Consider the following 17,920-nt stretch of genomic DNA (forward strand, 5'->3'; position numbering starts at 1 on the left):
TTGCCTAAGTGAGTAAGCACCATGAGCCTTTCCCTTCGCGACCAGTTGCTCAAAGCAGGGCTGGTCAACCAAAAGCAGGCCAAGCAGGTCGGCAAAGAGAAACAGAAGCAGCAACGCCTGGCCCATAAAGGCCAGATCGAACTGGATGATTCCCAGCAGCGCGCAGCGCAGGAAGCCATGGCCGAGAAGGTCAAGCGCGACCAGGAACTCAACCGGCAGCAGCAGGAAAAGGTCGAGCAGAAGGCCCGGGCCGCGCAGATCAAGCAATTGATCGAAGTCTCGCGCCTGCCGAAGCTGACCACCGAGGACTACTACAACTTCGTCGACGACAAGAAGGTCAAGCGCATCTCGGTCAATACCCTGATGCGCAACAAGTTGAGCAGTGGCTCCCTGGCGATCGTCCACCACGCCGGTGGCTACGAAGTGATCCCGCGCGAGGCCGCCCTGAAAATCCAGGAACGCGACCCCAAGCGCATTGTCCAGCTCAACACCCAGACCGAAGAAGTGGATGCCGATGATCCGTACGCGGCCTACCAGATTCCTGATGATTTGATGTGGTAAGCAGGGCGCAATGCCATTGAGTTGAAGCGCAAGACCTGCAGAAGGCTTGAGAAGCATCTGTAGGGAGTACGGATCTATAGGAATTTGTAGGAATTTGTAGGAATCTGTGGGAGCAAAGCTTGCTCGCGATAGCTGATTATCAGGCCACATTATTTGTCGGCTGACTCAGCGCCATCGCGAGCAAGCTTTGCTCCCACAGGTTCCACAGGACCCATAGGGTCTTGTGTGGTTCAGGATTCAGCGGTCTCCCGCGAACGCTGCCGCTCCTCGCGCTCCAGCTCAGCCCTGTAGCTATGGGCATCCGTCTCGGAGTGGAACATCCCTACCAACAAATCCTGTTGATGCACGTCCCAAATCCGGATACCGGCGGCAATGCCTTCGTGGGACATGTGGGCGTCGTCGCGTTCAGTTACTTTCACAGTCATCTTGCAAGCTCCAATCTCTGTTATCTGCAGCAAGGCGTGTGCAGGACTTTGTTATAGGTTTGGATAGCGTGCTAAGTAAATGCTTCGGCGGGTTAAGAAGTTTTCATGCAAAGCGCAGCAGTCCTGCAGGCCAGGCGGTGCGCGGCATTCGGTCGCAGGTGGCGTGCATGAAGAAGGTTTCATGTGGCAGCGCCAATCCTTGAGTGAACGCAAACCCCCTGTGGGAGCGGGCTTGCTCGCGAAAGCGGTGTATCAGATGGAGCTGCTTTGTCTGACACACCGCTTTCGCGAGCAAGCCCGCTCCCACAGGGTCATTGGGTGGTCATGAAGTCCTGGCAAATAAAAAGCCCCGCATCGGCGAGGCTTTTTGTTATCGGCGTCGATCAGCTGCCTTTCACAGCCTTGCCATTGACCGTACCGTCCTGGAGCATGATGTTGTACTCCTTGCCGTCGGTCTCGACCTGTTGCAGGCGCACCAGCAGGTAGTCCCAGTCCTTGGCGAACCAGAGCACGGTGATGCGCTTGCTTTGTGTCGGGTCGCGCACGCGCTCGACCTTGATTGCGTCGATCTGGCCGGCCTTGGTGTCGACCTTCTCCGAACCCAGGACGCGGAAGTCATAGGTATCGATTTCGCCATCGTCCACGACCTGGTAGCTCATGCTTTTCTTGCCGGCGGCCACGTCATGCTGCAGGGCCAACTGGTAAGTGGATTTGTCGACCATGCCACGGTTGAGCGGCAGCTTGACCGCGTCACCGCGATCGGTGCCGGTGACCATCTTGGTGTTCCAGTCGAAGTCCAGGTCGGCCTTCTTGGCCTTGCCCAGGCCACCGCGTTCGAAGTGGTAGGACTGTGGCAGCAGGGTGTCCTTGTCCAGGGTCAGGGTGCTTTCTTCGGTCAGGCTGGCGATCATCATCGAAGCCTTGAAGCTCAGCTTCCAGGTGCCGTTGGCTTCCTTGGTCAGGCTGCGCTCGGCAGTGCCGCTCATGGGCAACTGCTTCCAGTCGGCGGTGTAGCTGGCGGAGAACGGTTGAAGGTCTGCGGCCTGTGCCAGGGGCAAGGCAAGCAGAGCGCAAGCGAAGAGCAGGGCGCGACGCATAAAATCTCCTAGTATCGAATCAAATGGCCGCTGGCGGCGAGCAACTGGCCGTCCAGTGAGGCACCGCGATCGTCGAGGGTCAGCCTTCCTTCGGCAAACCAACGCACGGCCATCGGGTAGATCTGGTGCTCGCGGGCGTGAACCCGTTGCGCCAGGCTTTGCGGCGTGTCGTGCAACTCTACCGGTATTACTGCCTGTACGACCAGTGGTCCGCCATCGAGTTCCTCGGTGACGAAGTGCACAGAGCAGCCGTGCTCAGTGTCTCCGGCCTCCAGCGCGCGCTGGTGAGTGTGTAACCCTTTGTATTTGGGCAGCAGCGACGGGTGGATATTGAACAGGCGACCCTGGTAGTGACGCACGAAGCCAGCGCTGAGGATGCGCATGAAACCAGCGAGTACCACAAGTTGCGGATTGAAGGTGTCGATCTGTTCGATCAGCGCGGCGTCGAAGGCTTCGCGGCCCTCGAACGCCTTGTGATCCAGGACGCGGGTATCGATGCCTGCGTCCTTGGCACGTTGCAGGCCGTAGGCATCGGCGCGGTTGGAAATCACCGCGCGGATGCGGACCGGGCTGTCGCCGGCCCGCGTGCTGTCGATCAAGGCCTGCAAGTTACTGCCGGTGCCGGACAGCAGCACCACCACGTCACAGGTTGCGGACATCAGTGCGCCTTAAGGTTTTTCAGCTCGACCTGTGCAGCGCCTTCCGCCGCGGTGGCGATCTGGCCGATGACCCAAGGCTGCTCGCCGGCTTCACGCAGGACGTTCAGGGCGGTCTCGACGTGCTCCTGAGCCACGCAGATGACCATGCCCACGCCGCAGTTCAGCACGCGGTGCATTTCGGTTTCATCGACGTTGCCTTTCTCTTGCAGCCAGTCGAACACGGCCGGGCGGGTCCAGCTCGCCACGTCGACCACGGCCTGGGCGCCTTTTGGCAGCACGCGCGGGATGTTGTCCAGCAAGCCACCGCCGGTGATGTGGGCCATGGCCTTGACGGCGCCGGTGTCCTTGATCAGCTTGAGCAGCGGCTTGACGTAGATGCGGGTCGGGGCCATCAGCAGGTCGGCCAGCGGCTTGCCGTCGAGCTGGGTGTTTTCAATGTCGGCACCCGAGACTTCGATGATCTTGCGGATCAGCGAGTAGCCGTTGGAGTGCGGGCCGGAGGACGGCAGGGCGAGCAAGGCATCGCCGGCGGCGACTTTCGAGCCGTCGATGATCTCGGCCTTTTCCACGACGCCGACGCAGAAGCCGGCCAGGTCGTAGTCTTCGCCTTCGTACATGCCAGGCATTTCAGCGGTTTCGCCGCCGACCAGGGAGCAGCCGGACAGTTCGCAGCCGGCGCCGATGCCAGTCACGACCTGAGCGGCAGTGTCGACGTTCAGTTTGCCGGTGGCGTAGTAGTCAAGGAAGAACAGCGGCTCGGCGCCGCAGACCACCAGGTCGTTCACGCACATGGCCACCAGGTCGATGCCGATGCTGTCGTGCTTGTTCAGGTTCAGGGCCAGGCGCAGCTTGGTGCCGACGCCATCGGTGCCGGAGACCAGGACCGGTTGCTTGTAGCCGGCCGGGATCTCGCAGAGGGCGCCGAAACCGCCCAGGCCGCCCATGACTTCCGGACGCGCAGTGCGCTTGGCGACGCTCTTGATGCGTTCGACCAATGCTTCACCGGCGTCGATGTCTACACCGGCGTCCTTGTAGCTCAGGGAGGGTTGCTTGCTCATGATCCAGGCCTTTAGGGGGGATTTCTGGGTAACGACCGACGCCGGGGCCATTGAATAACCGTTGTACGAATTATTCCGGGAGCCCAGCCATTGCCGGTCTGCGAAGGCGCGCGATTTTATCAGGCTTGAGGGGCAGCGGCCATCCTCGCGCCGACGGGCAGGGACATATCCACGGAAAAAAACCGATATTTCTTATATTGGTACTGCGTAGCGCGTCTGTATAAGGTGTAGCGGTAACCGGTTATGGTGATGACCGTGCGAAACTTCCACCGGGCGTGTGAATGTTTTGCCGGGTGCTGTGGTCACAGCCATGCTCAATCTTCTTCACACGGCCTGTTCCAGCCGTTATGTCCGGGAATCTTCCATGCGTTTGTTCAAATTCTTGTCCGTGGGCTGCTTGTCGCTGATCAGCCTGGCGAGCCATGCCGAAACCGTCAATGGCCTCTATCAAGTGCTCGAACCGGTCACCAGCCAGACGCCGGAGGAGCGCAACCAGGCGACGCTGCGCGCCCTGGATACGTTGGTGCTGCGCCTGACCGGCGACGCCAAGGCGGCCCAGAATCCCGGGTTGGCGGCCATCCGCCAGGACCCGCAACAGATCATTCTTCAATATGGCTACGATGCCGGCCCGCCGGAAAGCCTCAAGGTGGACTTCGACCCGGCGAGCACCGACCGGGCACTGCGCTCGGCAGGCTTGTCGCTGTGGAGCGCGAACCGACCGTCGATCCTCGGTTGGTGGCTGAACGACTCGGCCGAAGGCTCCAGCCTGGTGGGCGATGGCCAGGCCAGCGCCACCCCGCTGCGGCGTGCTGCACAGCATCGGGGCTTGGCACTGCACCTGCCGCTGGCGGATTTGAGCGAGCAGATCATCGCCACCGCGCCGAACCTGGAAGGCAGCGACCCGGCACCTTTGCGTGATGCTTCGGAGCGCTACGCGACGGACGCCTTGCTGGCGGTCCATGCCAAGGAAGAGGGCGGACAGTGGCAAGGCACCTGGCGCCTGTGGCTGGGGGACCAGCGCGAACAGGGTACCGCCCAGGGCGCAAATCCTGCGGCCCTGGCCGATGCGGTCATGCTCGCGGTGAGCCAGCGCCTGGCACCGCGTTTCGTCGCCAAGCCGGGCGTGGCCACCGAGCAACTGCTGGAAGTGCAGGGCATGAACCTGGAGCGTTATGCAGCGCTGGGGCGTTTGCTCGAGCCGTTCGGTGGGCAGTTGCAGCGGGTCGAAGGGGATCGGATCGTCTATAAGGTCAACGGCAGCGCCGAGCAACTGAAGGCGCAATTGGCCCTGGCAAAACTGCAGGAAATTCCAGCAGGCGAGGCTGTAGCGCCGGTGCCTGAAGCGTCGCCCGCAGCCGATGGCTCGGTCCCGGTTGCAACACCTGCGCCAGCACCGGCCGCCAACTTGCGGTTCCGCTGGTAGGTTGTCTTTCTTTATATAGCTAGGAGTGGTTCATGGGCGATACGCGGCGTTGGTTCTGGTTGGGTGGGGTCGCCCTGCTGTTCGCGTTTATCTATCTGCTGCACCCGATCCTCACGCCGTTCCTGGTTGCGCTGCTGTTGGCCTACCTGTTCGACCCGGTGGTGGATCGCCTGGAAAAGCTCGGCCTGTCGCGGACATGGGGCGTTGTGACGGTCTTTGCATTGTTCACCTTGATCGTGGTCGCGTTGTTGCTGGTGCTGATCCCGATGCTCGCCAAGCAACTGCTGCGCTTGTACGAATTGGCGCCGCAGATGCTCGACTGGTTGCAGCACAGCGCGGTGCCGTGGGTGCAATCGAAACTGGGGCTGGCCGACGGCTTCTGGAAGTTCGACAAGGTCAAGGCCGCTATCAGCGAGCACATGGGCCAGACCACCGACATCGTCGGCGTGGTGTTGAGCCAGGCCACGGCTTCGAGCCTGGCGTTGATCGGCCTGCTGGCGAACCTGGTGCTGATTCCCGTGGTGGCCTTCTACCTGCTGCGGGACTGGGACTTGATGATGGCGAAGATTCGCAGCCTGCTGCCGCGTCATCGCGAAGAACGCATCATGACCCTGACCGGCGAATGCCATGAGGTGCTGGGGGCGTTCGTGCGCGGGCAACTGCTGGTGATGGTGGCCCTGGGTTTCATCTATGCGGCAGGGCTGATGCTGGTTGGACTGGAACTGGGGCTGTTGATTGGCTTGATCGCCGGACTGGCGGCCATCGTCCCGTACATGGGCTTTGTGATCGGTATTGGCGCGGCATTGGTCGCCGGGTTGTTCCAGTTCGGCGGCGACTTGTACCCGATGGTTGGTATCGTGGCGGTGTTCATGGTCGGGCAGGCCTTGGAGGGCATGGTACTGACGCCGCTGTTGGTGGGCGATCGCATTGGCCTGCATCCGGTGGCGGTGATTTTCGCCATCCTGGCGGGGGGCGAGTTGTTCGGCTTCACCGGGATCCTGCTGGCGCTGCCGGTGGCCGCGGTGATCATGGTGCTGGTACGGCATATGCACGATCTGTACAAAGATTCAGATATCTACAGTGGCGTCGAAGACCCCGATCTATAGGGCAAAGGGCAGGCGGGGTGTCAGGGAAACTGACGCTTCGCGCCCTTGTCGCTGCAAACCTTTGATTTTGCTCGTGGTCCGGCGCATTGTGCGGTCCGCGTCACGGGTATAAACTTTGCGCACTTTACACAGAGGCCACTAACGGTTCCCGAGGAACTGTTCAGTCAGCATGAAACCGATTCAGCTGCCCCTAGGTGTGCGTCTGCGTGATGACGCCACCTTTATCAATTACTACCCAGGCGCCAATGCCGCTGCACTCGGCTATGTCGAGCGGCTTTGCGAAGCCGACGCCGGCTGGACCGAAAGCCTGATCTATCTGTGGGGCAAGGACGGGGTAGGGCGCACGCACCTGTTGCAGGCCGCGTGCCTGCGGTTTGAGCAACTGGGCGAACCGGCGGTGTACCTGCCATTGGCCGAGTTGCTTGATCGCGGCGTCGAAATCCTCGACAACCTTGAACAGTACGAACTGGTGTGCCTGGACGATCTCCAGGCCGTGGCCGGCAAGGCTGACTGGGAAGAGGCGCTTTTCCATCTGTTCAATCGACTGCGCGACAGCGGTCGACGCTTGCTGATCGCCGCCTCGACTTCGCCTCGGGAGCTGCCGGTGAAGCTGGCGGACCTCAAGTCACGTCTGACCCTGGCGCTGATTTTCCAGATGCGCCCGCTGTCCGACGAAGACAAACTCCGTGCCTTGCAGCTGCGTGCTTCCCGCCGCGGCCTGCACCTGACCGACGAAGTCGGGCATTTCATTCTCACCCGCGGCACCCGTAGCATGAGCGCATTGTTCGAGCTGCTCGAACGCCTCGACCAGGCCTCGCTCCAGGCCCAGCGCAAGCTGACTATTCCTTTTTTGAAAGAAACCCTGGGTTGGTAAAAATTTTTTGGGCGAGATCTTATGTGGCGAGGGAGCTTGCTCCCGCTTGAGTGCGAAGCGCTCACAAAAGGGGCCGCTGCGCAGCCCAGCGGGAGCAAGCTCCCTCGCCACAGTCAAAATGGGCTTAAGCGCTTAGATGTAAACGTAAAACCGAGAAGTCACATTTGCATCGATTGAATTTGCAAATGAGGTTGATAGAAGGCATAGTCTCGCCATCTTTACTACTTCAGCCACGGTCGTGCCCATGCTAAATCGCTTCGCACCCCTCGTGCCTCTCGCACTCGTTACCCTGTTGTTCGGTTGCGCTGCCCACACTCCGGTGTCCCAGCAAGCGCCCCAGCCACAGGTCCAGAACTCTGTTACTGCCCAGTCTTCCTCCGTTGCGTTCCAGGAAGAAATGGCCTCCGACAAAGAACTCGCCGCCTTCGCCGGCAGCAAGCCTTACCAGCTTCCAGTACTGGCTGACAGTATCCTGGAGCGCGGCATGTCGTTGATTGGTACCCGCTATCGTTTTGGTGGTACTTCTGAAGCCGGCTTCGATTGCAGCGGTTTCATCGGCTACCTGTTCCGTGAAGAGGCCGGCATGAACCTGCCGCGTTCCACTCGCGAAATGATCAACGTGAACGCCCCCCTGGTAGCGCGCAACCAGCTGGAGCCCGGTGACCTGCTGTTCTTCAGCACCAACGGTCGTCGCGGTCGCGTCAGTCATGCCGGTATCTACTTGGGCGACAACCAGTTCATCCATTCCAGCAGCCGCCGCAGCGGTGGCGTGCGGATCGACAGCCTGGGCGACAGCTACTGGAGCAAGACCTTCATCGAAGCCAAGCGAGCCCTCGCCATGGCACCGACAACGGTCACTGCTCGCAAGTAAGCACACAGTTTGTAAGGCAAACTTAAAGTCTTACTTGAAGTTTGCCATATAGCCGCTAGAATCCTTGATCATTGATTGATGGCAATCCGCCTGCGTACTCCGCAGGCGGATTTGTTTTCATGCCCACGGCAGAAAAGCCGCATCCAGATCAGGATTGTTCTGCATATGTCGACGTCGGCCCGCCTCGCGCTCATCTTCCTCGCCGCACTGCTCAGTGCATGTGCCAGCCGTACCCCGCCGCCAGCACCCGTACGGGCCCCGGTGGTCTTTGCTCCCTCGCAAACCTTTTCTCCGGCCGCCGAAGACGTACTTTTCCGGGCGCTGGGCCTGGTGGGCACGCCTTATCGTTGGGGTGGCAACACGCCGGATTCGGGCTTCGATTGCAGTGGCTTGATCGGTTATGTATACCGCGACGCCGCCGGTATTGCACTGCCACGGTCCACGCGGGAAATGATCAGCATGCGGGCGCCAGAAGTGGGTAAGGACGCGTTGCAGAGCGGTGACCTGGTGTTCTTCGCCACCAATGGCGGTTCCCAGGTCAGCCACGCCGGGATCTATGTCGGCGAAGGGCGCTTTGTCCACGCGCCGGCGACGGGTGGCACGGTCAAGCTCGACAGCCTGTCCAAGGCTTATTGGCAAAGGGCCTATCTGGGCGCCAAGCGTGTGCTGCAACCGGAGCACCTGGCGCGCAATCCCTGACGATTGAGTTTTTGCGCCGCAAGAGCGCTCTTGTGGCGAGGGAGCTTGCTCCCGCTGGGTTGCGCAGCAGCCCCAAGCTTTTAGCGGTTGCTACGCAACCGAGCGGGAGCAAGCTCCCTCGCCACGGGGATCGGTTTCAGCCCTGTTTTTTCGACACCCGCCAAATCTTGTTCCCCACATCATCAGCCACCAACAACCCACCCTGCTTGTCGATCACCACGCCCACTGGCCGGCCTTGGGCTTTTTCGTCGGCGTCCAGGAAACCAGTCAGCACATCCATCGGTTGTCCCACTGGTTTGCCGCCGTTGAACGGTACGAAAATCACTTTATAGCCACTGTGGGGCTTACGGTTCCAGGAGCCGTGCTGGCCGATGAAAGCCCCTTCGGTAAACGGTGCAGGCAAGCTGCTGCCCTCGGCGAAGGTCAGTCCCAATGACGCCGTGTGCGGGCCGACGGCATAGTCTGGGGCGATGGCCTTGGCCACCAGGGCCGGGTTTTGTGGCTCGACCCGGGCATCGACGTTCTGCCCGTAATAGCTATAAGGCCAGCCATAAAAGGCGCCGTCCTTGACCGACGTGATGTAGTCCGGCACCAGGTCGCTGCCGATCTCGTCCCGCTCGTTCACTGCCGTCCAGAGCGCACCAGTGCGCGGTTCCCAAGCCAGGCCGTTGGGGTTGCGCAGGCCTGAGGCGAAGATCCGGTGCTTGCCGCTGGCACGGTCCACTTCCCAAATGGCGGCGCGACCTTCCTCGGCCTCCATGCCATTTTCCCCGACGTTGCTGTTCGAGCCAGTGGTGACGTACAGCTTGCTGCCGTCGCGGCTGGCAATCACATTTTTAGTCCAGTGGTGGTTGAGGGTGCCGCCGGGCAGGTCGACGACCTTGGTCGGTTGTGCCTTGATTTGCGTGTCACCCTCTTTGTAGGGGAAGCGGATCAACCGGTCGGTATCGGCCACGTACAGGTCATTGCCGACCAGGGTCATGCCGAACGGTGAGTTGAGGTTTTCCAGGAACACCGTACGGGTTTCGGCGATGCCGTCGTGGTTGGCGTCGCGTAGCAGCGTAATGCGATTGGGGCTGGGCACCCCGGCACCGGCGCGGCCCATGACTTTTTTCATCACCCAACCACGGATGCCCTTGGAATCGTCTGGCTTGGGCGGGGCATTGGTTTCGGCCACCAGCACATCGCCATTGGGCAGCACGTAGAGCCAGCGCGGATGGTCCAGCCCTTCCGCGAAGGCGCCGACTTGCAGGCCTTGGGCCGGGGTTGGCTTGGCGCCTTGCGGCCAGCCGATGGCTTCGGCGATGTTGACGGTGGGGATCAGGGTCTTGTTCGGTTCGGGCAGTTTCGGTGCAGGGCCAGTGCCGTCGGAGACTTGCAAGGTGGACGATTCGCCACAAGCGACAAGCCCGGCGGCAAGGGCGACGATCAGAAGATGAGGTGGCTTGAGCATGCTGGCGTCCCTATGAATGCATGTGGTTATTCATAGAGGAGCGTAGACGCGCGATGGTTCAACTCAGGCAGATCCCGCAGTGGACGCAGATTTTTGACCATTGAACAACCCTTTTTGGGAGCGGGCTTGCTCGCGAAGACGGCAGCACATCCAACATCAACGCCAACTGACATACCGCTTTCGCGAGCAAGCCCGCTCCCACAGGAGAACTGTGGTGAGCGCAGGATTTGTGAGTATCCGAGTGCTCGCTCCCACATGAGGTCACCTCGCAGTTCCTTGCTGAACGAATCAACCATGGGCCTGCTTGAACAGCACCGCAATGCCAGGATGGTACTGCCCGGCTTCGTTGCGCAATTTGCGATAGGCGTAAGGGAAGTACCAGGCCACGGCGCAGGTGTTTTCCTTTTGCAGGTCGTCGATCATGTCCTGCAGTTCTTCGGGCGTGGCACTTTGCTGGGTTTTTTGCGGCGAGACGAACAGGCAGCCCAGCTTCAGGTCGCTGGCGTAGCTGATGCGCTTGGCATCGCTGGTGGCTTCGAGCAGCGGTTGGGTCAGGTTCAGGTTGTTGACCTTGGGCCAGCGTTGGGTGGCCTGGATGAAGGCGCGCTCCTCGGTACTGGCGATGAACAGGTCGGCGCTGACGTTACGTTCGCCCTCTTCGTTCTGCTTGCGGGTCGGGGCGTTCTGCAGCGTGACCATTTCGGCCATCCAGGCAGCGGCCGACAGCAACCCAAGGTTGGCACGTTCATCGAACCAATAGGGCGTGTCGTTATCGCCGCGCACGGCGTTGTAGCGGTCGATACAATCAAACCAGCGTTCCAGCAGCGGGCGCAGGAATTCCAGCTTTGGATTGCTGATGAGCATGCCTTGCATGTTTTTGCCCTCTTGTTCTTGTGATATCGGGTCGTGATGCCTATTTGATATCACTTGCCGTAGCGTGGCACAAGATTGACGTCACTTTATTGATCCTGGCCAATGTTCCGTGCACGAGCCATGGCAGCTTTAATTGACGCTCCACCCCCAACCCTCTAACCTTCGCCGCTTGTTTCAGGTGCTCTGTGACCGCGTTCGACAGAGTGAAACAGGGAAGCCGGTGAGTGAACACGAACCCGGCGCTGCCCCCGCAACGGTAAATGAGTCAACGCTGTGCAAAAGCCACTGTGTCGCAGACATGGGAAGGCGCGCAGCCAGGCACCACGCCGCTCATGAGCCCGGAGACCGGCCTGATTCATCCAACGGCATCACGGTGGGCGATGCCAGGCTCGTTGCCGTCCTTTTTTGTGCCCGCCCGCCGTTATCCAATCCCAACGGAGAGCTTCCATGACCGACTCCCTCATCACCGATACGTCTGATCGCGACGAACGCCACCTGGCGCGCATGCTGCGCAAGAAAGCCGTGATCGACGAGCGCATCGCCAACTCGCCGAACGAATGCGGCTTGCTGCTGGTGCTGAGCGGTAATGGCAAGGGCAAGAGCAGTTCGGCGTTCGGCATGCTGGCACGGGCCATGGGCCACGGCATGCAGTGCGGCGTGGTGCAGTTCATCAAGGGCCGCAACAGCACCGGTGAAGAGCTGTTCTTCCGCCGCTTCCCGGAGCAGGTGCGCTTTCACGTCATGGGTGAAGGCTTCACCTGGGAAACCCAGGATCGCCAGCGCGACATCGCCGCCGCTGAAGCCGCCTGGGCCGTATCGCGTCAATTACTCAGTGATCCGTCCATTGGCCTGGTGGTGCTCGACGAGTTGAACATTGCCCTAAAGCACGGTTACCTCGACCTCGATCAGGTGCTGAGCGATCTGCAGGCCCGCCCACCGATGCAGCATGTGGTGGTGACCGGTCGCGGCGCCAAGCCCGAGATGATCGAGCTGGCCGACACCGTGACCGAAATGGGCATGATCAAGCACGCGTTCCAGGCGGGTATCAAGGCGCAGAAAGGCGTCGAACTGTGAGTGATCCCGCCATGACCAGCCGCCGCTGTCCGGCGGTGCTGATCGCAGCGCCGGCCTCGGGCCAAGGCAAGACCACCGTCACCGCCGCGTTGGCCCGGTTGCATCGCAACCAGGGACGCAAGGTGCGCGTGTTCAAATGCGGCCCGGACTTTCTCGACCCGATGATCCTGGAGCGGGCCAGCGGCGCGCCGGTCTATCAATTGGACATGTGGATGGTCGGTGAGCAGGAAAGCCGCCGGCTGTTGTGGGAAGCCGCCGCCGAAGCGGACCTGATCCTCATTGAGGGGGTGATGGGGCTGTTCGACGGCACCCCGTCCAGCGCCGACCTGGCGCGGCATTTTGGTGTGCCGGTGCTGGCGGTGATCGACGGCACGGCCATGGCCCAGACCTTCGGCGCCCTGGCCCTGGGCCTGGCCCGTTATCAACCGGACCTGCCATTCGCCGGTGTCCTGGCCAACCGGGTCGGCACCTTGCGTCACGCGCAATTGCTCGAAGGCAGCCTGACCGAAGGCCTGCGTTGGTACGGCGCGCTGTCCCGGGAAACCGGCATCGAATTGCCTAGTCGTCATCTCGGGTTGGTCCAGGCCAGCGAGTTGAACGACTTGGACGCGCGCCTCGACGCGGCCGCCGATGCCCTGGCCGGCAGTTGCGAAGTGGCGCTGCCGCCCGCCGTGGCGTTCGCCGCGCCCGAGGTGGTCGCCGTTGAGCCGTGGCTCGATGGGGTGCGCATCGCCGTGGCCCGTGACGAAGCGTTCGCCTTCACCTATGGCGCAAGCCTTGATCTGCTGCGGGCCATGGGCGCGCAGTTGCGCTTCTTTTCGCCGATTCATGACAGCGAACTGCCCGAGGCGGACAGCCTTTATTTGCCTGGCGGTTATCCGGAGCTGCACCACGTTGCACTGGCTCGGAACGCGCCGATGCTCGCCGCGATCCGTGCGCACCATGCCGCCAATAAGCCGTTGCTCGCCGAATGCGGCGGCATGTTGTATCTGCTCGATTCACTGACCGACGTCGACGGCGTGCGCGCCGAACTCCTGGGGTTGCTGGCCGGTGATGCGCAGATGCAAAAGCGCCTGGCGGCCCTGGCGTTGCAATCGGTGGACCTGCCCGAAGGCAACCTGCGTGGGCATACCTATCATCACTCCCTGACCAGCACCGAGCTCAAGCCGATTGCCCGTGGCCATAGCCCGAATGGCGGGCGAGGGGCGGAGGCGGTTTTCCGACAGGGGCGGATGACGGCGTCCTATGTGCATTTTTATTTTCCGTCCAATCCGCGGGCGATTGCTGCGTTGTTTGCGCCTGACCTTGAGGCCGCCTTCGCGAGCAGGCTCGCTCCCACAGGGGATTGTGTGATCTCAAGTACAGCGCCTGTCACTGTGGGAGCGAGCCTGCTCGCGAAGAGGCCATGACAGACACCACTTTTTCCCAGGCCGAACGCGACGCCGTCTACCGCGCCATCGCCGAGCGCCGCGACATGCGCCATTTCAGCGGCGGCACGGTAGAACCGGCCTTGCTGCGCCGCCTGCTGGAAGCCGCGCACCAGGCCCCCAGCGTCGGCCTGATGCAGCCATGGCGATTCATCCGCATCAGCGATCGCGCCTTGCGTGGGCAGATCCGCCAACTGGTGGAGCAGGAACGCATTCGCACCGCCGAGGCCCTCGGCGAGCGCAGCGACGAGTTCATGAAGCTCAAGGTCGAAGGCATCGACGACTGCGCCGAAGTGCTGGTGGCGGCCTTGATGGAGGATCGCGAGCGGCACATTTTCGGTCGCCGGACCTTGCCGGAAATGGACTTGGCCTCGCTGTCCTGCGCGATCCAGAACCTGTGGCTGGCCTCCCGTGCCGAAGGGTTGGGGATGGGCTGGGTGTCGTTGTTCGAGCCCCAGGCCCTGGCCGACCTGCTGGGGTTGCCCGCCGGGGCCAAGCCGCTGGCGATTCTTTGCCTGGGCCCGGTCGAGGGTTTCTACCCGGCGCCGATGCTCGCCCTGGAAGGTTGGGCGCAACCCCGTCCGCTCAATGAACTGTTGTATGAAAACCGTTGGGGAACGCGCCCATGAGTGTGGCTTTGATCAGTGCCGCCGCGGTGGCGCTGGATGCGCTGCTGGGCGAGCCCCGGCGCTGGCACCCGCTGGTGGCGTTCGGCAGTTTTGCCGATCGCATCGAACAACGCTTCAACGCCGGCGGACGAGGCTGGCGCAGCCACGGCGTGACGGCATGGGTCATCGCGGTGGTGCCGTTGACCCTGCTCGCCACGGCCTTGTCGTGGGCGCCGATGGTGGGCTGGCTGGTGGAGATTCTGGCGTTGTACTGTGCCCTCGGCCTGCGCAGCCTCGGTGAGCATGTCGAGCCGGTGGCGCGGGCGTTGCGCAGCGGTGATCTGGACGAGGCACGCAAGCGTGTCGGTTACCTGGTCAGTCGCGAGACGGCTGAACTGGATGAAACCGCCGTGGCCCGCGCCGCCACCGAATCGGTGCTGGAAAACGGCAGCGATGCGGTGTTCGCCGCGTTGTTCTGGTTCGCCGTGGCCGGCGCGCCCGGGGTGGTGCTGTACCGCCTGAGCAATACCCTCGACGCCATGTGGGGTTATCGCAACGAACGCTTCGAGCGCTTCGGCTGGGCGGCGGCAAAAATCGACGATGTGCTCAACTATATTCCGGCGCGCCTGGTGGCATTGACCTACGCGCTGCTCGGCAAAACCCGCCTGGCGCTCAAGTGCTGGCGCACCCAGGGTCCGACCTGGGACAGCCCCAACGCCGGACCAGTGATGGCCGCCGGTGCCGGAGCGCTGGGTGTCGAGCTGGGCGGGGCGGCGGTTTACCACGGTGAACTGCACCAACGTCCGCCCTTGGGCGAGGGCGTGCCGGCGAGTGCCGATTCCATTGACCGCGGCTGGCAATTGGTCCAGCGCGGGGTATGGTTGTGGTTGCTGATTCTCTGCCTGGGAGCTGAGTTCTATGCTTGAGCACGGTGGCCGTTTGCGCAACGCAGCCCGGCAATACGGCATTGCCGAAGCGGATTGGCTCGACTTGTCCAGCGGTCTGGCGCCTTGGCCGTTCGACGTCCCGGCGATTCCCCTGCGGGCCTGGGCGCGTTTGCCGGAAACCGATGACGGCTTGGAACAGACCGCCTGCGATTATTACGGTGCGCTGAATGTGCTACCGGTGGCCGGTTCGCAGATGGCCATCCAGCTGTTGCCGCGCCTGCGTCGCAGCGGCAAGGTCGGCGTCTTGTCGCCCTGTTACGCCGAGCACGCCGAAGCCTGGCGCCGCAGCGGCTACATCGTGCGCGAAGTGTTGGAGACGGAAGTGGATTTCTTCCTCGACAGCCTCGACGTGCTGGTGGTGGTCAATCCGAACAACCCCACGGGCTTGAGCCTGGCGCCCGAGCGCTTGCTGGACTGGCATGCGCGCCTGGCCCAGCGCGGTGGCTGGCTGGTGGTGGATGAGGCCTTCATGGACGTCACGCCGGCGCTGAGCCTGGCGGCGCATACCCAGCTGGTCGGGCTGATCGTGCTGCGTTCGTTCGGCAAGTTCTTTGGCCTGGCCGGGGTGCGCCTGGGGTTTGTCTTGGCCGAGCGGCGCTTGCTCAAGTTGCTCGCCGAACAGGTCGGGCCGTGGGTGGTCAGCGGGCCGACCCGGGTGCTGGGCCAGGCGTGCTTGCTGGACACCGACGCCCATGCGCGCCAGCGCCAACGCTGCGAAGCCACCAGCCAACGCCTGGCGCTGTTGCTCGAACGTCAAGGCTTCAAGCCGCAAGGCGGTTGCGGATTGTTCCAGTGGCTGGTCACCGAACAGGCCCAAGGGCTCCACGATTTCATGGCCCAGCGCGGCATTCTCCTGCGTCTGTTCGTGAATACCAGCAGCCTGCGCTTTGGGCTGCCGGCCGATGACAGCGAATTCCTGCGCCTCGAACAGGCTTTCGAGGCCTACGCCAAGGACAACCGATGACCACAGTGATGGTGCAGGGCACCACGTCCGATGCCGGCAAAAGTACCTTGGTCACGGCTTTATGCCGCTGGGTCCGACGCCAGGGTGTAAGCGTGGTGCCGTTCAAGCCGCAGAACATGGCCCTCAACAGCGCCGTCACGGCCGACGGCGGCGAAATTGGTCGCGCCCAGGCAGTGCAGGCCCAGGCCGCCGGCCTTGAACCACACACCGACATGAACCCGGTGCTGCTCAAGCCCAACAGCGACACTGGCGCCCAGGTCATCATTCATGGCCGCGCCGTCACCACCATGAACGCCGTGGCTTATCACGATTACAAAGCCATCGCGATGCAAGCGGTGCTGGCCTCTCATGCGCGCTTGAGCACGGCCTATCCGGTGGTGATGGTGGAAGGCGCCGGCTCGCCGGCGGAGATCAACCTGCGTGCCGGTGACATTGCCAACATGGGCTTTGCCGAGGCGGTGGATTGTCCGGTGCTGCTGATCGCCGATATCAATCGTGGCGGGGTGTTCGCTCATCTGGTCGGTACCCTGGAGTTGCTTTCCCCCAGCGAACAGGCACGGGTCAAGGGTTTCATCATCAACCGTTTTCGCGGCGACATCGCCTTGCTGCAACCGGGCCTGGACTGGCTGGAAGCGCGCACCGGCAAACCGGTGATCGGCGTGTTGCCCTACGTGATGGATTTGCACCTGGAAGCCGAGGACGGCCTCGACCGGCGCCAGATCGACAAGGCCGATCAGGTGCTGAAAGTGGTGGTGCCGGTGTTGCCGCGCATCAGCAACCACACCGATTTCGATCCACTGCGCCTGCACCCGCAGGTCGACTTGCAATTCATCGGCCCCGGCCAGCCCATCCCGCCGGCTGACCTGATCATCCTGCCCGGTTCGAAAAGCGTGCGCAGCGACCTGGCCTACCTGCGTACCAACGGCTGGGCAACGGCGATCCATCGTCATCTGCGCTACGGCGGCAAGTTGCTGGGCATCTGCGGCGGTTTGCAGATGCTCGGCCAGCAGGTTCACGACCCGTTGGGGCTGGAAGGCGCGGCCGGGTCCAGTGCCGGGTTGGGCCTGCTGGATTTTGAAACGACCCTGGAACACGAGAAGCAGTTGCGCAATGTGCGCGGGCGGCTGGCGTTGGAAGAGGCCGAGGTCAGCGGCTACGAAATCCACGCGGGCGTGACCAGCGGCCCGGCCTTGGAAAATCCGGCGGTGCATCTGGAGGACGGCCGTTGTGACGGCGCCCAGAGCCGCGACGGACAGGTGTTCGGCACTTACCTGCATGGATTGTTCGAATCACCGGCGGCCAGTAGCGCGTTGTTGCGCTGGGCCGGGTTGCAGGATGTACAGGCGGTGGATTACCACGGGTTGCGCGAGCGGGACATCGAGCGGTTGGCGGATCTGGTGGAGCGGCATCTGGATACCGGGATGTTGCGTGAACTCTGTGGGATCTAGGGTGGCTGGGCTGGCCCCTTCGCGAGCAGGCTCGCTCCCACATTGGATCTCTGATGACCACGGCATTCATGTACGCCCTGGACCAACTGTGGGAGCGAGCCTGCTCGCGAAGAGGCCGGCAGCCACACCGCCATAAAAAGGAATAGCCCATGCTCCACATTGGATCTCTGATGACCACAGCATTCATGTACACCCTGGACCAACTGTGGGAGCGGGCTTGCTCGCGAAGAGGCCGGCCGCAACACCGCCAATAAAAGATACCCAATGTTCCAGCATCGGATCTGCGGGTATACATAAGTCCCCTGTGGGAGCGAGCTTGCTCGCGATGGCGCCAGTCGCCACACCGCCAATAA

Annotated in this window: 18 protein-coding genes and 1 riboswitch; of the genes, 12 read left to right on the top strand and 6 right to left on the bottom strand. The window is 62.3% G+C overall.

The window, feature by feature from the left end; genetic code table 11:
• The first annotated feature begins 21 nt into the window (after positions 1-21).
• Positions 22-561, top strand: a complete 540-nt coding sequence (locus M1D99_RS07900; protein WP_053124301.1) for a DUF2058 domain-containing protein — start codon at positions 22-24, stop codon at positions 559-561.
• 230 nt (positions 562-791) lie between these two features.
• On the opposite strand, the gene M1D99_RS07905 is transcribed toward M1D99_RS07900, so the two are convergent.
• The 4 genes from M1D99_RS07905 to purM form a co-directional block, all read right to left on the bottom strand.
• Complete coding sequence (locus M1D99_RS07905; RefSeq protein WP_186728790.1) at positions 792-986, bottom strand: hypothetical protein; 195 nt, start codon at positions 984-986, stop codon at positions 792-794.
• A gap of 383 nt (positions 987-1,369) precedes the next feature.
• Positions 1,370-2,083, bottom strand: a complete 714-nt coding sequence (locus tag M1D99_RS07910; RefSeq protein ID WP_186707016.1) for a DUF3108 domain-containing protein — start codon at positions 2,081-2,083, stop codon at positions 1,370-1,372.
• Between the two features lie 8 nt (positions 2,084-2,091).
• Entirely contained in the window at positions 2,092-2,742 is a 651-nt protein-coding gene (gene purN / locus M1D99_RS07915; protein ID WP_186707015.1) for a phosphoribosylglycinamide formyltransferase, read from the bottom strand.
• On the bottom strand, positions 2,742-3,800 hold the full coding sequence (gene purM, locus M1D99_RS07920; protein ID WP_003204658.1) for a phosphoribosylformylglycinamidine cyclo-ligase: 1,059 nt from the start codon (positions 3,798-3,800) through the stop codon (positions 2,742-2,744). The genes purN and purM overlap by 1 nt, the downstream gene beginning before the upstream one ends.
• 364 nt (positions 3,801-4,164) lie before the next feature.
• Here purM and M1D99_RS07925 point away from each other — a divergent pair, with 364 nt between their 5' ends.
• The 5 genes from M1D99_RS07925 to M1D99_RS07945 all read left to right on the top strand — a co-directional run bounded on the left by M1D99_RS07925 (position 4,165) and on the right by M1D99_RS07945 (position 8,773).
• Positions 4,165-5,223 carry a DUF2066 domain-containing protein gene (locus M1D99_RS07925; RefSeq protein ID WP_458131613.1) on the top strand — a complete coding sequence of 353 codons (1,059 nt, stop codon included), beginning with the start codon at positions 4,165-4,167 and terminating at the stop codon, positions 5,221-5,223.
• 32 nt (positions 5,224-5,255) lie between these two features.
• Entirely contained in the window at positions 5,256-6,329 is a 1,074-nt protein-coding gene (locus tag M1D99_RS07930; protein WP_434574603.1) for an AI-2E family transporter, read from the top strand.
• A gap of 169 nt (positions 6,330-6,498) precedes the next feature.
• Entirely contained in the window at positions 6,499-7,203 is a 705-nt protein-coding gene (gene hda, locus M1D99_RS07935; protein WP_003178999.1) for a DnaA regulatory inactivator Hda, read from the top strand.
• Between the two features lie 244 nt (positions 7,204-7,447).
• On the top strand, positions 7,448-8,074 hold the full coding sequence (locus M1D99_RS07940; protein ID WP_186707012.1) for a C40 family peptidase: 627 nt from the start codon (positions 7,448-7,450) through the stop codon (positions 8,072-8,074).
• A 165-nt stretch (positions 8,075-8,239) separates the two neighbouring features.
• Complete coding sequence (locus M1D99_RS07945; protein WP_186707011.1) at positions 8,240-8,773, top strand: C40 family peptidase; 534 nt, start codon at positions 8,240-8,242, stop codon at positions 8,771-8,773.
• Positions 8,774-8,909: 136 nt separating this feature from the next.
• Here the strand turns inward: M1D99_RS07945 and M1D99_RS07950 are convergent, their stop codons facing one another.
• Both M1D99_RS07950 and M1D99_RS07955 read right to left on the bottom strand, forming a co-directional pair.
• Positions 8,910-10,226 carry a PQQ-dependent sugar dehydrogenase gene (locus M1D99_RS07950; protein WP_458131614.1) on the bottom strand — a complete coding sequence of 439 codons (1,317 nt, stop codon included), beginning with the start codon at positions 10,224-10,226 and terminating at the stop codon, positions 8,910-8,912.
• 288 nt (positions 10,227-10,514) lie between these two features.
• Entirely contained in the window at positions 10,515-11,099 is a 585-nt protein-coding gene (locus tag M1D99_RS07955) for a hypothetical protein (protein ID WP_434574605.1), read from the bottom strand.
• A gap of 159 nt (positions 11,100-11,258) precedes the next feature.
• Positions 11,259-11,467: riboswitch (cobalamin riboswitch) on the top strand.
• 79 nt (positions 11,468-11,546) lie between these two features.
• Here M1D99_RS07955 and cobO point away from each other — a divergent pair.
• The 6 genes from cobO to M1D99_RS07985 are packed head-to-tail and all read left to right on the top strand — an operon-like array spanning position 11,547 to position 17,567.
• Positions 11,547-12,173, top strand: a complete 627-nt coding sequence (gene cobO / locus M1D99_RS07960; protein WP_458131615.1) for a cob(I)yrinic acid a,c-diamide adenosyltransferase — start codon at positions 11,547-11,549, stop codon at positions 12,171-12,173.
• 11 nt (positions 12,174-12,184) lie between these two features.
• The gene (locus tag M1D99_RS07965) at positions 12,185-13,582 is read left to right on the top strand and encodes a cobyrinate a,c-diamide synthase (RefSeq protein ID WP_434574606.1); all 1,398 of its coding nucleotides are present in this window, start codon (positions 12,185-12,187) and stop codon (positions 13,580-13,582) included.
• On the top strand, positions 13,579-14,229 hold the full coding sequence (bluB, locus tag M1D99_RS07970) for a 5,6-dimethylbenzimidazole synthase (RefSeq protein ID WP_458131616.1): 651 nt from the start codon (positions 13,579-13,581) through the stop codon (positions 14,227-14,229). The genes M1D99_RS07965 and bluB overlap by 4 nt, the downstream gene beginning before the upstream one ends.
• Entirely contained in the window at positions 14,226-15,134 is a 909-nt protein-coding gene (gene cbiB, locus M1D99_RS07975; RefSeq protein ID WP_458131617.1) for an adenosylcobinamide-phosphate synthase CbiB, read from the top strand. The genes bluB and cbiB overlap by 4 nt, the downstream gene beginning before the upstream one ends.
• Positions 15,127-16,119, top strand: coding sequence for a threonine-phosphate decarboxylase CobD (cobD, locus tag M1D99_RS07980; RefSeq protein WP_458131618.1), 993 nt, complete (start codon positions 15,127-15,129; stop codon positions 16,117-16,119). The genes cbiB and cobD overlap by 8 nt, the downstream gene beginning before the upstream one ends.
• Entirely contained in the window at positions 16,116-17,567 is a 1,452-nt protein-coding gene (locus tag M1D99_RS07985) for a cobyric acid synthase (RefSeq protein WP_458131619.1), read from the top strand. Before cobD ends, M1D99_RS07985 begins: the two co-directional genes overlap by 4 nt.
• The last annotated feature ends 353 nt before the right edge of the window (positions 17,568-17,920 follow it).

Source organism: Pseudomonas sp. R3-41, assembly GCF_054161485.1.

Coding starts and splice junctions, on each gene's coding strand:
- M1D99_RS07900 (WP_053124301.1), top strand. CDS start 22: ATGAGCCTTTCCCTTCGCGACCAGTTGCTCAAAGCAGGGCTGGTCAAC.
- M1D99_RS07905 (WP_186728790.1), bottom strand. CDS start 986: ATGACTGTGAAAGTAACTGAACGCGACGACGCCCACATGTCCCACGAA.
- M1D99_RS07910 (WP_186707016.1), bottom strand. CDS start 2,083: ATGCGTCGCGCCCTGCTCTTCGCTTGCGCTCTGCTTGCCTTGCCCCTG.
- purN (WP_186707015.1), bottom strand. CDS start 2,742: ATGTCCGCAACCTGTGACGTGGTGGTGCTGCTGTCCGGCACCGGCAGT.
- purM (WP_003204658.1), bottom strand. CDS start 3,800: ATGAGCAAGCAACCCTCCCTGAGCTACAAGGACGCCGGTGTAGACATC.
- M1D99_RS07925 (WP_458131613.1), top strand. CDS start 4,165: ATGCGTTTGTTCAAATTCTTGTCCGTGGGCTGCTTGTCGCTGATCAGC.
- M1D99_RS07930 (WP_434574603.1), top strand. CDS start 5,256: ATGGGCGATACGCGGCGTTGGTTCTGGTTGGGTGGGGTCGCCCTGCTG.
- hda (WP_003178999.1), top strand. CDS start 6,499: ATGAAACCGATTCAGCTGCCCCTAGGTGTGCGTCTGCGTGATGACGCC.
- M1D99_RS07940 (WP_186707012.1), top strand. CDS start 7,448: ATGCTAAATCGCTTCGCACCCCTCGTGCCTCTCGCACTCGTTACCCTG.
- M1D99_RS07945 (WP_186707011.1), top strand. CDS start 8,240: ATGTCGACGTCGGCCCGCCTCGCGCTCATCTTCCTCGCCGCACTGCTC.
- M1D99_RS07950 (WP_458131614.1), bottom strand. CDS start 10,226: ATGCTCAAGCCACCTCATCTTCTGATCGTCGCCCTTGCCGCCGGGCTT.
- M1D99_RS07955 (WP_434574605.1), bottom strand. CDS start 11,099: ATGCAAGGCATGCTCATCAGCAATCCAAAGCTGGAATTCCTGCGCCCG.
- cobO (WP_458131615.1), top strand. CDS start 11,547: ATGACCGACTCCCTCATCACCGATACGTCTGATCGCGACGAACGCCAC.
- M1D99_RS07965 (WP_434574606.1), top strand. CDS start 12,185: ATGACCAGCCGCCGCTGTCCGGCGGTGCTGATCGCAGCGCCGGCCTCG.
- bluB (WP_458131616.1), top strand. CDS start 13,579: ATGACAGACACCACTTTTTCCCAGGCCGAACGCGACGCCGTCTACCGC.
- cbiB (WP_458131617.1), top strand. CDS start 14,226: ATGAGTGTGGCTTTGATCAGTGCCGCCGCGGTGGCGCTGGATGCGCTG.
- cobD (WP_458131618.1), top strand. CDS start 15,127: ATGCTTGAGCACGGTGGCCGTTTGCGCAACGCAGCCCGGCAATACGGC.
- M1D99_RS07985 (WP_458131619.1), top strand. CDS start 16,116: ATGACCACAGTGATGGTGCAGGGCACCACGTCCGATGCCGGCAAAAGT.